15 protein-coding genes, 1 tRNA gene and 1 pseudogene are annotated in these 13,407 nt (G+C 73.5%); 8 read left to right on the top strand and 9 right to left on the bottom strand.

The annotated features are described in order from the left end of the window. Positions 1-35 precede the first annotated feature (35 nt). Positions 36-1,094 carry a LacI family DNA-binding transcriptional regulator gene (locus tag K7862_RS11560; RefSeq protein WP_222962407.1) on the top strand — a complete coding sequence of 353 codons (1,059 nt, stop codon included), beginning with the start codon at positions 36-38 and terminating at the stop codon, positions 1,092-1,094. 86 nt (positions 1,095-1,180) lie between these two features. Here K7862_RS11560 and K7862_RS11565 read toward each other — a convergent pair whose 3' ends face one another. Beyond that, on the bottom strand, positions 1,181-2,584 hold the full coding sequence (locus tag K7862_RS11565; protein WP_222962408.1) for an APC family permease: 1,404 nt from the start codon (positions 2,582-2,584) through the stop codon (positions 1,181-1,183). Further along, positions 2,581-3,510, bottom strand: coding sequence for a carbon-nitrogen hydrolase family protein (locus K7862_RS11570; protein WP_222962409.1), 930 nt, complete (start codon positions 3,508-3,510; stop codon positions 2,581-2,583). Before K7862_RS11570 ends, K7862_RS11565 begins: the two co-directional genes overlap by 4 nt. 120 nt (positions 3,511-3,630) lie before the next feature. Here K7862_RS11570 and K7862_RS11575 point away from each other — a divergent pair, with 120 nt between their 5' ends. From K7862_RS11575 to K7862_RS11585, 3 genes are all read left to right on the top strand, one after another. Next, the gene (locus K7862_RS11575) at positions 3,631-4,242 is read left to right on the top strand and encodes a TetR/AcrR family transcriptional regulator (RefSeq protein WP_222962410.1); all 612 of its coding nucleotides are present in this window, start codon (positions 3,631-3,633) and stop codon (positions 4,240-4,242) included. A 136-nt stretch (positions 4,243-4,378) separates the two neighbouring features. Then, positions 4,379-4,451 (top strand) — tRNA-Gln (locus K7862_RS11580). A gap of 2 nt (positions 4,452-4,453) precedes the next feature. After that, positions 4,454-4,750: a hypothetical protein gene (locus tag K7862_RS11585; RefSeq protein ID WP_222962534.1), complete on the top strand. Its 297-nt coding sequence runs from the start codon at positions 4,454-4,456 to the stop codon at positions 4,748-4,750. Here K7862_RS11585 and K7862_RS11590 read toward each other — a convergent pair. Together K7862_RS11590 and K7862_RS11595 are read right to left on the bottom strand one after the other, a co-directional pair. Further along, entirely contained in the window at positions 4,725-4,931 is a 207-nt protein-coding gene (locus K7862_RS11590; RefSeq protein WP_222962411.1) for a hypothetical protein, read from the bottom strand. The two genes, K7862_RS11585 and K7862_RS11590, sit on opposite strands and share 26 nt — an antisense overlap. A 339-nt stretch (positions 4,932-5,270) precedes the next feature. Next, entirely contained in the window at positions 5,271-5,543 is a 273-nt protein-coding gene (locus K7862_RS11595; protein WP_222962412.1) for a hypothetical protein, read from the bottom strand. A 202-nt stretch (positions 5,544-5,745) separates the two neighbouring features. On the opposite strand from K7862_RS11595, the gene K7862_RS11600 reads away from it, so the two are divergent. Together K7862_RS11600 and K7862_RS11605 are read left to right on the top strand one after the other, a co-directional pair. Further along, on the top strand, positions 5,746-6,288 hold the full coding sequence (locus K7862_RS11600) for a GNAT family N-acetyltransferase (RefSeq protein WP_222962413.1): 543 nt from the start codon (positions 5,746-5,748) through the stop codon (positions 6,286-6,288). 373 nt (positions 6,289-6,661) lie between these two features. Beyond that, complete coding sequence (locus K7862_RS11605; RefSeq protein WP_222962414.1) at positions 6,662-7,684, top strand: cation diffusion facilitator family transporter; 1,023 nt, start codon at positions 6,662-6,664, stop codon at positions 7,682-7,684. Between the two features lie 33 nt (positions 7,685-7,717). On the opposite strand, the gene K7862_RS11610 is transcribed toward K7862_RS11605, so the two are convergent. After that, a complete protein-coding gene (locus tag K7862_RS11610) occupies positions 7,718-8,443 on the bottom strand; it encodes a dienelactone hydrolase family protein (RefSeq protein WP_222962415.1) in 726 nt (241 codons plus the stop codon). A gap of 107 nt (positions 8,444-8,550) precedes the next feature. Then, complete coding sequence (locus tag K7862_RS11615; RefSeq protein ID WP_222962416.1) at positions 8,551-9,138, bottom strand: DUF6817 domain-containing protein; 588 nt, start codon at positions 9,136-9,138, stop codon at positions 8,551-8,553. A gap of 179 nt (positions 9,139-9,317) precedes the next feature. On the opposite strand from K7862_RS11615, the gene K7862_RS11620 reads away from it, so the two are divergent. Then, positions 9,318-10,169, top strand: a complete 852-nt coding sequence (locus K7862_RS11620; protein WP_222962417.1) for a hypothetical protein — start codon at positions 9,318-9,320, stop codon at positions 10,167-10,169. Positions 10,170-10,214: 45 nt separating this feature from the next. Here K7862_RS11620 and K7862_RS11625 read toward each other — a convergent pair whose 3' ends face one another. The 3 genes and pseudogenes from K7862_RS11625 to K7862_RS11635 all read right to left on the bottom strand — a co-directional run bounded on the left by K7862_RS11625 (position 10,215) and on the right by K7862_RS11635 (position 12,026). After that, positions 10,215-11,195: an alpha/beta fold hydrolase gene (locus K7862_RS11625; RefSeq protein WP_222962418.1), complete on the bottom strand. Its 981-nt coding sequence runs from the start codon at positions 11,193-11,195 to the stop codon at positions 10,215-10,217. A gap of 327 nt (positions 11,196-11,522) precedes the next feature. Further along, positions 11,523-11,723, bottom strand: a pseudogene (locus tag K7862_RS11630) (SAM-dependent methyltransferase); the annotation flags it as partial. A gap of 69 nt (positions 11,724-11,792) precedes the next feature. Beyond that, positions 11,793-12,026 (bottom strand): hypothetical protein, encoded by a 234-nt coding sequence (locus tag K7862_RS11635; RefSeq protein ID WP_222962419.1) that lies wholly within the window; start codon positions 12,024-12,026, stop codon positions 11,793-11,795. 472 nt (positions 12,027-12,498) lie between these two features. On the opposite strand from K7862_RS11635, the gene K7862_RS11640 reads away from it, so the two are divergent. After that, entirely contained in the window at positions 12,499-13,263 is a 765-nt protein-coding gene (locus K7862_RS11640) for an SDR family NAD(P)-dependent oxidoreductase (RefSeq protein ID WP_222962420.1), read from the top strand. Positions 13,264-13,407: the final 144 nt, after the last annotated feature.

Raw genomic sequence — 13,407 nt, forward strand, 5'->3', positions numbered from 1 at the left:
TGCTGGCCCGGGCCGAGAAGGAAGGGGACCCGGGCTTGAGCGGTGGGGACGGGCGGGAGGACGAGGCGGTGGCGCGGCCCGTGCCGCGACCGCGTATGCAGGACATCGCCGACGCCACCGGCGTCACGGTCAAGACGGTCTCGCGCGCCCTGTCCGGCGCGCCGAACGTCCGCCGGTCCACCCGCGAACGCGTCCTCGCCGAGGCCGAGCGCCTCGGCTTCCGCCGCAACGACATCGCCGCGGGGCTGCGCAGCACCGGCCAGACCATGAAGACCCTCGGGGTCGTGCTCGGCGACCTCGCCAACCCGTTCTTCCCGCCGATGCTGCGCGGCATCCACCGTGTCGCCGCCCGCAACGGCTACCTGGTGATCAGCGCCGACGCCCAGGGCGACGCCGGTGTGGAGCGCGAGTCGATCCAGGCGATCCTCGCCCAACGCGTGGCCGGCCTGATCATCGCCCCCACCGGCACCGACTTCGGCCACCTCGCCCAGGAGGCGCGGTTCGGCTCGGCGATCGTCTTCATCGACTCCTGGCCGCCCGGCCTGACGGCGGACGCCGTCATCACCACCAACACGGCCGGCACACGCACGGCCGTGACCCATCTGATCGGCCGTGGCCACCGCCGGATCGGCTATCTCGGGCACCCGCCCCGCGGGGACGGCGCGCAGAAGCGCTGGCTGGGCTACTGCCAGGCCCTGCGTCACGCGGGCATCGGCGTCGACGACGACCTGGCGCGGCGGGGCCTGACCACCGAGGCCGACGCCGCCCGCGCGGCCACCGAGCTGCTCCGCCTCGACGACCCGCCCACCGCGCTGTTCGCCGACAACAACCGGATGACCGTCGGCGTCCTGCGGTCGCCGGAGTACGCCCTGCGCCATCCGGAACTGGTCGGCTTCGACGCCTTCGACCTGGCACCGCAGCTGGGGGTCTCGGTCGTCGACAGCGACCCGTTCCAGGTGGGGAGCGCCGGCGCCGAGCTGCTGTTCCGCCGGCTCGCGGACCGCGGCCGGCCGCCGATGCGGACCACCGTCCGGGCCAGGCTCGTCGTCCACGACCGGCCGCTGTTCGCCGCCGTCCCGCCGCCCCGGGAGTGAGCCGGCGCCGGGCCGGAGCCGGCACGGGACCTGCCGGCGGGCCCGGCCCTGGTCGGCTGGGCCCGCCGCACGGACAGGTGACGCGGTCAGTTCTCCTGCGGCTGGGCCGCGGGCTCGAAGGCCCGGGCGGGAGACTCGGCCGTGGCGGGGGCGTTCTCGTCGTCCGGGTTCAGGTGCAGCTCGGGGGCCGGGCGGCGGAAGCCGCGGGTGATGACGGCCAGCCACGCGATGCCGATCACCAGCCAGCCGAGTCCGAGCTCGACGGCGGTGTGGCCGAGCTGCGTGATCAGATAGACGTCGATCACGGCGCCGGCGGCCGGCAGGAGCAGGTAGCGCGCCACCGGGTGGCGGGTCCCGGTGCGCCACTGGCGCACGGCGTAGGCGATCACGCAGACGTTGACGACGGTGAAGCCGAGGAAGGCGCCGAAGTTGATGAAGGAGGTCGCGTCGGCGAGGGACAGGTTCATCGCCAGCAGGCCGACGGCGCCGATGACCAGCACGTTGGTGACCGGGGTGAGGAGCTTGCGGTGCAGGCGCCCGAAGACCCGTCGCGGCAGCGCGCCGTCCCGGCCCATGACGAACATCAGGCGGCTGGTGCTGGCCTGGATCGCCACGCAGGACGCGAATCCGCCGAGCATGCTGACGATGTTGGCCACGTCCGCGAAGGTCTTCCCGCCGACCGTCGTGGAGACGAGGTAGCCGGCGGAGTTCTCGTCGGGGAAGGACCCGCCGGGGTGCGCCCACTGCATCACGAAGGAGATCGCGACGAAGATGCCGCCGCCGGTCAGGACGGTCAGCACGATGCTGCGCGGGATGGTGCGCCGGGGGTCGCGCACCTCCTCGCTGAGGGTGCTCACCGCGTCGAAGCCCAGGAAGGCGTAGGCGGCGACGGCGGCCGCGGCGGTGACAGAGGAGACACTGCCGGTGCTGTTCCAGAAGGCGTGGCCGGCCGCCGGGGTGCCGCCGTGCCCGAGTCCGTAGTGCACGCAGAGCACGGCGAGCACGACCAGCAGCGCGGTGACGCCCAGCAGCAGCACGCGGTTCACGCGGTCGGCGACCTTGAGCCCGACGACGTTGATGGCCGTGGCCAGGACCACGTTCACCACCAGCCACGCCCACTCCGGGAAGGCCGGGAACTGCGCGTGCAGATAGATCGCCTGGAGGAGCCAGGCGACCATCGGAAGGAAGAGGTAGTCGAGCAGCAGGGCCCAGCCGGCGAGGAAGCCGACCCGCGAGTCGAGTTCCTTGCGCGCGTAGGTGTAGACCGACCCGGAGCTGGGGTGGACCTTGGCCATCTTGGCGTAGCTGAGGCCGGTGACGAGCATCGCGCCGGTGGCGATCAGGTACGCGGTGGGCGACGCGCCCCGGCTGCCGGCGGCGATGACGCCGAAGATCGACGTGACGACGGCGGGCGCCATGTAGGCCACGCCGAAGGCGACCACGGACAGGAGTCCGAGGTTTCCGCGCATGCGGGCGGGTTGATCGGTCACGGCATTCTCTCTTCCCCGAGCGTGTGGTGGGGCCTGGCGGGCTGACCGGACAGGGGTGCGGTGGCGCCGGACCAGGTCGCGGGGTCGATGCGGCCACCATAGAGCGGCAGGTCGAGGGGCCGGTCGTCGGGGCGGAACTGCTGCCACGGCCGGTTGAGCGCGGCCGTTCCGAACCGGCGGACGTTCGCGACCTGGTCCAGGTCGATGACGTCGGTGAGGGTGGTGTCGCTGTCGGCCGCGGTCTCGGAGAGGACGGTGCCCTGCGGGTCGACGAGCACGCTGCGGCCGGTGCCGACGGGTGCCGCGCAGTTGACGCTGGCGACGAAGACCTGGTTGACGATGGCGTTGGCGCGGGCCAGCACCAGTTCCTGGGCCCGGTCGCTGCCCGAGGTCTGGACGAAGTTCAGCACCAGCTCCGCGCCCATCCAGGCCAGGTGGCGGGTGGACTCCGGGAACCAGGCGTCGTAGCAGATGGACAGGCCCACGCGGCCGATGCCGTCGAGATCGAGGACGGTGAACGCGGAGCCGGGGGCGACGGTCTCGTAGGGCCGCCACGGGAAGATCTTCCGGTAGCTCGCGGCCCGCCTGCCGCGCGGCGAGTACACCGTCGCGGTGTTGTACACGCGTCCGTCGGCGCCGCGCTCGTAGACGCTGCCGGGCGCCAGCCATACGCCCAGGTCGCCCGCGAGCTCGGCCAGAGCCTTGTCGCGCGGGCCGTCCAGGGGCTCGGCGAGGGCTTCGGGAAGCTCGTCGGATGCCAGCGGGGCGCCGGCGGCCGGGCCGCCCAGATGCAGTTCCGGGTAGACGACCAGGGGCGCCGGGGGCAGTCCCGCGGTTCGCCTTCGTACGTCGATGGCCAAGCCGTCGAGGTCGTCGGCGGCGCGCTGAGCCGCCTGGGCCAGGACGAGGGGGAGGGCACGGGACATGGTTCTCCAGATCCGGCTCGAGTTCGTTAAACGAAAGTTAGTTAACGAATGAGGTCGGGTCAATGGCCTGCCGGAGACGATCACGCGGGCCGCCCGGGGCGGTGTGCGACCATGTCCCCCATGGTCCGACCCCGAAACCAGGCGGAACGCCGCGCCCAGCTCATCGACGCGACCGCCAGGACCGTGGTGGACCTCGGAGCTCCGGCCACCAAGCTGCGCGACGTCGCCAGGGCCGCCGGCGTCACCCCCGCCTCGGTGCTCTACTACTACGCCGACATCCACGAACTGTTCGCCGCCGTGTTCGAGCGCAGCGCCGCCACCTACTTCGTCACGCGCAGTGAGGCCATAGCGGACGCGGAGGGCCCGACCGCACGGCTGCGGGCCTGCATCCACTCCGGCGTGCCGTGGCCGGGGCAGGCCGAGGAGAGCACCCGGCTGCTCTTCGAGCTCTTCCCCGTGGCGCTGCGCAACGAGAGCGCCGCCGAACGCCACCGCCTCTTCGCCGACCAGCAGGCCGGGCTCTACCGGGACGTGCTGGAGAGCGGGCAGGCGAGCGGCGACTTCGCGCTGGCCGGTGACGCGGACGCCCTCGGCCGCTCCTTCGTCGCCCTGGAGGACGGCTATGCGATGGACCTGCTGATCGGGATCGTCGACCCGCGGGAGATCGAGAACCGCCTGCTGGACCACGCCCGGCTGGTCACCGCCAACCCGGTGTTCCGCCGCACCTCCTGACGGCCCGTCAGTCAGGCGGCGGGCGCCGTCGTCCCTCCCGGTACCCGGAGCTGACGCCCGTCCGTGCCGGATGGGCCGGGCCGTGTGGAATTCGCTGGCCGGGCGGTCGGCCGGACCGTAGGCTCACCGGGTACGACGGCATGTAGCTCAGGCAGGAGAGCACCGGGCTCTGGACCCGGAGGGCGCGGGGGCGGAGCCCGCCATGCCGGCTATGGACACGAACGACTCCGGCCGCCACGACGGCCACGACGGCACCGCGCCGGACCGGGACGGAACCACTTCGGACCGGGCCGGCGTCCAGGACGCCTATCCCCGGGGCGAGTTGGCCCGCGCCTTCCTCACCGCCGTGACCCACCAGGACCCTAAGGTCCGGCGCAGCGCGGAGGAGCGCGTGGACCGGTGGCGTGAGGTGCTGGCCGGCATGGCCGACGGCACGCTGGCGATCGGTTCGCGCACCCCCGTGAACGGACTTCCCGCCTGGGTCACTCCGCAGGGCTCTTGTCGATGACGACGGTGCCGTACGGGTTCACATCACCGTCGCCGGGAACGGTCGAGGCGATGGTGCTGACGGTGCGCAGGGGTTTGAGGAACGGCTGGCCGCTCCCGCCGCTCCCGCCGGGGCCGCCGGCCGGTGCGGCGGAAGCGGCCTGGCCGGCCACCAGCAGTGCGGCGGCCGTGCCGACAGCCACGGCCGCAATACGTGCGACATGAGGCCTCATGGGTTCACTTTCTCTTCTCGGGCGCCGTCCGGCCGCCCCCACGACTCACCGGCACCTGGTGTGCGGACCGGCAGTCACCGGCCATCGCCCACGTAAACCCGGCCCGGGGCGGGTCGCCCGCCGGGCAGGGCCACCAGCGCGACCCGTGTCGGCCGTGAGCGTGCGATTGCGCCGGCGCACCGCGTGGCGTCCACGGAACCCCCGGTGTGATGCCGCCGGCCCGCTGGACGTGCGGACGGGCTGTCGCGAACCCGGGCCTCACCTGGGCCCGGTGGTGGCCACCGGCCCGCAACCGGGTCACCCGCCCGGCTACTTGACGAGCGTGTAGACGATCACCGCCACCGTCGCGAGAGCCGCGACCGCGAGCAGGCTCACCAGGAACGACGCGGCGCAGCACGCCGACAGTTCGGCCACGCGTACGAGCACCGGGACGACTCCGCCGGCGTCGTCCCGGCCGCCGTCGCGCTCCGGACCGGGTGTTCGCGCCGCGGCGGCCCGGGAGCCGTGACGTGACGCGGCGCGCCGTCCGTGACCGCCCGGCGTCGCGGTGCTCTCGTCCGGGAGCCGGTTCGCGGACGTCATGCGCGTCCCAGGGCGTGGGTCGCGGTCGTGCCCGCGAGCGGGACGACGGTGAGCAGGTGGGGGACCGGCGCGTCCAACGAAGGTGTTCCTCTCGGCTCCGGAAGGAGGACCCGAGGCAACCTACTACATGATGTAGAAGTGGTAGGCCGCCGGTACGCCGACCGGCTTGCCGCCGACCGTCCCGGCCGGATAGGAAACTCGCATGCTAAAGGGCAGCAAGGTCGGGTTCCGGGCCCGGCACGAGGACGACATCCCGGTCCTGCGGGCCGAGCTCTACGACGACGTGGTCAACGCCTCGCGGGCCGAAGCCGGGCCGTGGCGGCCGATCGCGCCCGGCTCGAAGGATCCGCGGCTCGTGACCGACGACAAGGAACAGGGGAGCGTCCCGTTCTCCGTCGTGGAGCTGGCCGGGGGCACGCTGGTCGGCACCGCGACCCTGTGGGACATCGACACCCACAACCGGTCCGCGCACATCGGGCTGGGACTGCGGCCGTCCGCCCGCGGCAAGGGGTACGGCACCGACGTGGTCGCGGTGCTGTGCCACTACGGCTTCGTCGTGCGCGGCCTGCACCGCCTGCAGATCGAGACGCTCTCGGACAACGCCGCGATGCTGCGCTCCGCCGAGCGCAACGGCTTCGTCCGCGAGGGCGTGCTGCGCTCCTCGGCCTGGGTGATGGGCGAGTTCCTCGACGAGGTGCTGCTCGGACTCCTCGCGCGGGACTGGAAGCCCGGCGCGAGCGGTTAGGGCCGGTCCGAGCCACACCGTCCCCGCACGGTACGAGCGCGCGATGCCCGCTGAGCCCCCCGGTGTCCCCGCGCCATGCCGCGCGCCCGGACCGCGATCGCGGCGGCACGCGGTCCGCCGTGCCCAGGTGCCGATGAGAGCGCCGCACGCGTGCCACTCTTGAAGATGTGCACGTGACCGGCCGGTGTGCCACCCGGAGCGCGGGGCGGTGGGAATGGGGACCGTTGCCCGCCGTCCCGCCCTGTCGATCGACCCCGACCGCCGTCCCCGGCACATCCGGAGATGAAAACGGTCATCGATCCAGGGTTTGGCCGTGCGCGCCCGGCTGGGATTGACTCCCGACAACGCCGGACTACGGACAAGGACATGGTGGATGGCTGAGCAGGGGCGGGGGACGGAGGCCGGGCACGGCCACGGCGGGCACCCGCACGAGGACGGCGGTCATGCCGGGCACACGCACGGCGTTGCGCGGGACGCGGACCGCAAATGGCTCGCGATCGCCCTGAGCCTGATCGTCGTCTACATGGCCGCCGAGGTCGTCGTCGGCGTCGCCGCGTCGTCGCTGGCGCTGATCTCGGACGCGGCCCACATGCTCACCGACGCCGCCGCCATCGTCCTGGCGCTGATCGCGATGCGCCTGGCGGCCCGCCCCGCCACGGGCAGGTTCACCTACGGGCTCAAACGGGCGGAGATCCTCTCCGCCCAGGCCAACGGACTGACCCTGCTGCTCCTGGGCGTGTGGCTGGCCGTGGAGGCGGTACGGCGCCTGGTCAACCCGCCGCACGTCGAGGGCGGCCTCATGCTGGCGACGGCGCTGGTCGGCATCGGGGTGAACATCGCGGCCGCCTGGTCCATCTCGCGCGCCAACCGCACGTCGCTGAACGTCGAGGGCGCCTACCAGCACATCCTGAACGACCTGTTCGCGTTCATCGGGACGGCGATCGCCGCGATCGTCGTGGTGACCGCCGGGTTCGACCGCGCCGACGCGATCGCGACGCTGCTCGTCGTGGCGCTCATGGCCAGAGCCGGTCTGGGCCTGCTGCGGGAATCGGGCCGCATTTTCCTGGAGGCCGCGCCCGCCGACATCGACCCCGCGGAGGTGGGCGACGCCATGGCAGCGGTGGACCCGGTCACGGAGGTGCACGACCTGCACGTCTGGCAGATCACCTCCGGGCAGCCGGCGCTGTCCGCGCACGTCCTGGTCCGTCCCCAGGGCGACTGCCACCGGACGCGCCGGGACATCGAGGCGCTGCTCTCCGAGCGCTGGGGCATCGGCCACACCACCCTGCAGGTCGACCACAGCACCGAGGGCGCCACCCTTCAGGTCGGCGAGGCGCCCGGGCACTGCGAGGAGCCGCACGGCCCGGTCCATACGCAGGACCCGCACGAGCACTGAGTGCGCGGGTCACCCGGTACGGCCGGCGCGTGTTCACCCGGTGACGGGCAGGCACTCGTCGAGCAGGCCGACGACGTCGCGCCAGGCACGGCCCGCCTGCCGCGGGTGGTAGGCGACGCCCGGGACCACGGCGTGGGGATCCGACGGGTGGTGGAAGGCGTGCTGGGCCCCGCCGTAGACGACGAGGCGCCAGTCGAGACCCGCGGCCCGCATCTCGGCGGCGAAGGCGTCCCGCTGAGCGGGCGGCATGATCGGATCCTCCGATCCGACCCCCGCCCACACCGGGCAGCGGATGCGCGCCGCCTCGCCCGGCCGGCCCGTCGTCAGGGCGTTCACCGTCCCGATCACCCGCAGATCCTCGCCGGCGCGGCCGAGTTCCAGGGCGATCGCACCGCCGGTGCCGTAGCCGACGGCGGCGATCCGGTCGGGGTCGGTCCGCGGTTCTGCGCGCAGCACGTCGAGCGCCGCACGCCCGATCCCGCGCATCCGGTCGGGGTCGGCGAGCATCGGGGTGACATACGCCAGCATCTCCCGCGGATCGGCGAACCAGCGTCCGCCGTTGATGTCGAAGGCCAGCGCCACGTAGCCGAGTTCGGCGAGCGCGTCGGCCCGGCGGCGCAGGACGTCGCTGATCCCCGGCCCCTCGGGCCCCAGCAGCACGCCGGGCCGCCGGCCGGAACCGGAGGGCAGCGCGAGGTGCCCGGTCATCGTCAGGCCGTCGGCGGGGTAGGCGACCGTTCGCGTGGTGACTGCCGTCATGACACCTGACCGTAGTGACGGGCGCGCCGCACCGGGCCGGTCTTCACTGTCGGCGGAACGGCCCGGACGGGAGCGCGTGCGGACGCCGTGCCGACGTCAGCGGCGCGTCAGGCCCGCGTCGGGCCCGTGACGTAGGGGGCCAGCAGCCGGGTGCTGGCGGCTCGGGCCGGTGCGGACAGCCAGGCGCGGGAACGGGTGAACAGCCGCGCGAGGTCCGCGCCGTAGCGGACGGCCAGGTCCTCGTTGTGCTGCACGAGATCGAGTTCGTTGGCGGCGGTGATCTCGAGTAGAGCACGCAGGTCGTCGTCGGCGGGGGTGTGCTCGGCGCCGGTGAAACGGTCGCGGAAGACGAGCGGCCGGTTCCCGCCGAGCTGTGGGTACACCGCCGAGCGGTCGCAGCTCCCGTAGAAGTAGACGAGTGCCTCGGCCCGGTCGCCGATGAGTCCGGCGAGCCGGGCCCGCTCGTCGAGGCCGAGCAGTGACTCGTCGAAGCCGTCCGTTCCGTAGGCGGCGTGGCAGAGGCCGGCGGCCCGGACCTCGGGCGCCGCTCCCCACTCGGCCAGCGCCCGGGCGACCCGGCCGAGGTGCGCCAGCAGGGTCCCGCCCGGGTGGGGGATGCGGTCGGCCCCCAGACCGCGCAGGAAGTCCTCGACGGGGGTCCCGGAGTCGCCGGACGCGTTCTGACGTGTGGTCATGACACGAGTTCTATCCGCGACACGAACGCCGGGGCAAGGCCGCCCCGGAGGTGGGCGCGGACGCGGCCGGGGGTGCGGCTCCGGCGCCGGATCGTGCCCCGGGAGCGGTTGTCACGGCTCTGGAGGCGCGTGCGCCGTCGCTCGTAGGGTGGAGGGGCGTGCGGGGGAGAGGGGGCCCGGTGATCGGGGAGCCGGAGGAAGTGTCGGAGGAGCCCGGACGGCCGGGCGCGGTGGACGGCCCGGCCGCAGGGGGTGCTCCGGCGGACGACCTGATCGAGGGCGGTGCTCCGGCGGACGGCCCGGCCGCAGGCGGCGGTCGTCAGGAAGCACCGGTCCGCGTGGCGCGACGCCGGGTGTGGGCCGGAGTCCTGACCGGGGTCGTCGCGGCGTCGGCGGTGTGGGCGGCGGTTCTGCGCGGCAGCGGATGGGGTCAGGTGGCGCCGCCGGACCTGCACGGCTACCGGCTCGTGGACGACCTCTGCAGCAGCCTCCACCTGGAACCGCTCAGCGACGCCCTGAACGGTGGCTTCGAGTACAACGTCCCGGTGGTGCGCCGCGGTCCCACCGTGGACCACATGACCTGCGCCCTGACGGCGAGATCGGCGAGCGCGGACGGCTGGGAGACGGTGTACCGCGTCACCGTCTCGGTCGACCTGCACAAGAAGACCGACCCGCGGACCGAGTTCACGGACCTGTACGGACCGCCCGCCCAGCCGCCGCCCGGCCTCGACGACGACAGCGGCCCGTACCTGCAGTACCTCTACACCCATGAGACCCGGGTCAGGGCCTACCCCGGCCTGGGCGACCTCGCCTACCAGACCCTCAGCCCGTACCACCAGGGGATGAGCGTGCTGCGCGGCGGGGCGGTCGTCACCATGACCCTGGACGCGACCAACGTCTGGACCCTGAGCGGCGACCCGCCGACCGACCGCAACGGCGCTCCCGAGCGGCCCGCCCGGGTGACGACCATCGCGCTGCGCCCGGCGCTGATCCGGACGGTCCGGCATGTGATGACCGTGCTCTCCCCGTGACGACGGCTCCCACCGGACGGGCGAGCTCGGGGCCCCGGCGGCGTCTCAGCCCGTGCGCTGCGCGGGAGCGATGAATTCGGCCCGGTCGCAGTACGGCAGGGAGGCGATGGACGTGTCGGAGAGGAAGCGCAGCAGCACGTCGCTGAGCTCGTCGCTCCGCTCCACGGGCGCCAGATGATCCGCTTCCTTGATCGTCGTGAACCAGGCGCCCTCCAGGCACCCGGCGACCTCACGCCCTATGCGCGGCGTGGTCAGGCTGTCGTGCTCGCCGGTGAGCACGAGCGCGGGGACCCGCGGCGCGGGCAGCGGCAGGTACCAGTCGTGGCTCAGCAGGCGGCGGGTGTGCTCCAGGTCCATCTCGGCCTGGGCCGGCGTGCGCTGGGTGAACTGCCGGTGCAGCAGTCGGGAGACGGCGGCCCGCCGGCGGACGTGGCCCGCTCCGGCCGGCGACATGAACTGGGCCACCAGTTCGGCTGCGATCTCCTCGGTCTGCCCCCGGCTCGACATCTCGAGCCAGCGGGCGGCGTGCCCGGCGTACGCCGGCGGGATCGCCTTCGTCATCCCGACCAGGACCAGCCTGCTCAGGCTGCGCGGGTGGCGCTGGGCGAAGCGCAAGGCGATCGCGCCGCCGAAGCACGCGCCCACCAGGTTGACCCGGGTCAGCCGGTGCGCCGCCACGAGGTGCCGCACGGCGTCCGCCAGGAAGTCGATGCCGTAGCCGGCGGGCAGGAAGTCGGCCGCGCCGTAGCCCGGGAGATCCACGGTGATCACCGGACCGAGGGCGGTGAGCACCGGCTCGTGCCGGAGCCAGGAGTAGCGGTCCTGGGAGGAGCCGCCGAGGATGAGCGTCGCGGTCTCCCCGCCCTGGTCGCGGCTCCCGGGCTCCCCGCCGCCCCCTGGCCCGTCGCCGCTCACGCGTCGCGTGATCCGGGCCAGGTAGCGGAAGCCCCGGAACGTCAACTCCTCCTCGAAGCTGCGGCACTCCGGGGTGCGCGGCCGGGTGTCCGGCAGGGTCGTCTGAATCATGAGGTGGCTCCGGACCGTGGAGATGTCGGCAATGTGCGCGCGAGGAGGGAAGCGGGTGTGCTTCCACCCCTTTCTCCCTATCCTTACAGGGTCGCCGGGCCGGACGCCCACGCCTGACGATCTTCTGGTGAGTCGCGGGAACGCTCGATCCCGCGTCCCCGGCGGGGAGTTCACCCGCACTGGTGACCGCCCCGAAAGCCCGTGCGACCCATCGTCCACTGCCAAGGCGGTTTCCCCGCGCGCTCTTTGGGTGACGCCCCCGCCAACCGCCCCTGCCGCACGGGCGAGAGGACACGAAAGCGTGAACGCCGACCGCTCCGGGCGGGGCTACTTGAGGGCGAGCAGCAAGGTGTCCGCGGGGGAGCAGCAGACCGGGCGCACCTCTGCGAACCCCCTGTCGCGCAGTACGTCGGCGTGCCACCGCGCGGACGGCATGTCGCCCTCGTCGTCGGGGCCGTAGATCTCCCATCGCCGTGCCGTCGGCTCGGCCAGGGCCGGTTCCTTCGCGGCCAGCCGCCACCAGTCCGCGGAGCTGGTCCCGGCCGCCCACGACGGCGGATCGGTCGCCGGCTACGTCACGGCGGTCCTGGACGCGCTTCAGGTGCGCTGGGGGCCGGCGCACACGGAGGTCATCGTCACCGAACGCGGACCCCGGCTGGTGGAGAGCGCCGCCCGCCCCCAGGGCGCCCTCGACGTCTCCGCGGTGACGCGGGCGACCGGGCGCAACCCCGTCATGGACGCCGTGCACGCGATGATCGACCCGGCGTTCGCGGCCTCCGGAGCACTGCCCACCACGCCGGTCATCCGTGCCGCACGGGGCGTCAGTTTCATCTGCCCGGCCACGGGAGTCCTGCGCGGCGACCTGGACTGGTCGCGCGTCCGGGGCCTCGACTCGTACCACAGCCTGCTCGCCGTCGTGAACCGGGCGGGCGACAAGGTGCGGAGAACCTTGGTCGTGCGGTGGTGGACGGGGGTCACTGGAAGTTCCTGTGCGGTGGAAGAGCGGGTTCCCGCGCGGCCGGGCGCGGCGCCCCGAGGCGCCCGGTGCCTCCCATGCGACTACCGTCCGCCCGGCGCCGCAACCGCTCCCGCCGCGCCGGGCGGCCCTGGCTCGCCCTCTCACGCGGCGGGCCGCCGGCCGGCAATGTAGTTGCTTGACGTAGCAAGTAATGCGCGTTCTACTGGTCGATGCAAGTACATCTATCGGGTTTGTCCGCATTGCCCCCCGGGGGGCAGGCGGGCGGCCCGCCCTCGTCCGGCGGTGCGGGACGCGCCACCGAGGGGCAGGAAGAAGGAGCACGTCATGGGAACGCTCGACGGCAAGGTCGCCCTCATCACCGGCACCGGCGGAGGCCAGGGCCGCGTGGCGGCGGAGATCTTCACACGGGAGGGCGCGAAGGTCGTCGCGGCCGACATCCAGGCCCGGGCCAACGAGGAGACGGTCGAGCTCGTCCGCCGGGCCGGGGGAGAGATCACCGGATTCGGACCCGTCGACCTGACCGACCCCGACCAGGCGCGAGGTCTCGTCGAGGCGGCGGTGGCGGCCTACGGCGGCCTCGACATCGTCTACAACAACGCGGCCCTGCAGCGTTTCGGCCCGATTCCGGACTTCTCGATCGAGGACTGGCGGACGACCGAGGCCGGCGAACTCGACATCCCCTTCTTCGTCTCCAAGTACGCCTGGCCGCACCTCGTCCGGCGGGGCGGCGGCGTCATCATCAACATCGCCTCGCAGGCGGGGCTGATCGCCGGTTCCACCCCGCCGATGATCGCCCACACCGCCGCCAACGCGGGCGTCATCGGGATGACACGGCAGATGGCGCTCGAAGGCGCGCCTCTCGGCATCCGCGCGGTGGCGGTCAGCCCCGGCCCCGTGATCACCCCCGCCAGCGAGCGGGACTTCGGGGACGACCAGGCGGCCCGGGACGCGATCACCGCCAAGACGCTGCTGAAGCGGTTCGCCCGCCCCGAGGAGATCGTCGAGCTGGCGGCCTTCCTCGCCTCCGACCGGGCGTCCTACATCACCGGCGTCAACTACCCCGTCGACGGCGGGGCCTCGGCCTGGTGACGAGCGGGCGCCGGGCCGGCGGCGGACCGTCCGGGCGCCGCGCACCGTGACGCCGGGGCGGGACGCGGCGCGCGTACGGCGGGCCGTGACCGCCCGGCGCCGGGCCGGTCCCCCTCCGGGCTTCCGCGGGCCGGGCGGGGATAC

The sequence above is a fragment of the Actinacidiphila acidipaludis genome (genome assembly GCF_019890725.1).
GTDB lineage: Bacteria > Actinomycetota > Actinomycetes > Streptomycetales > Streptomycetaceae > Actinacidiphila > Actinacidiphila acidipaludis.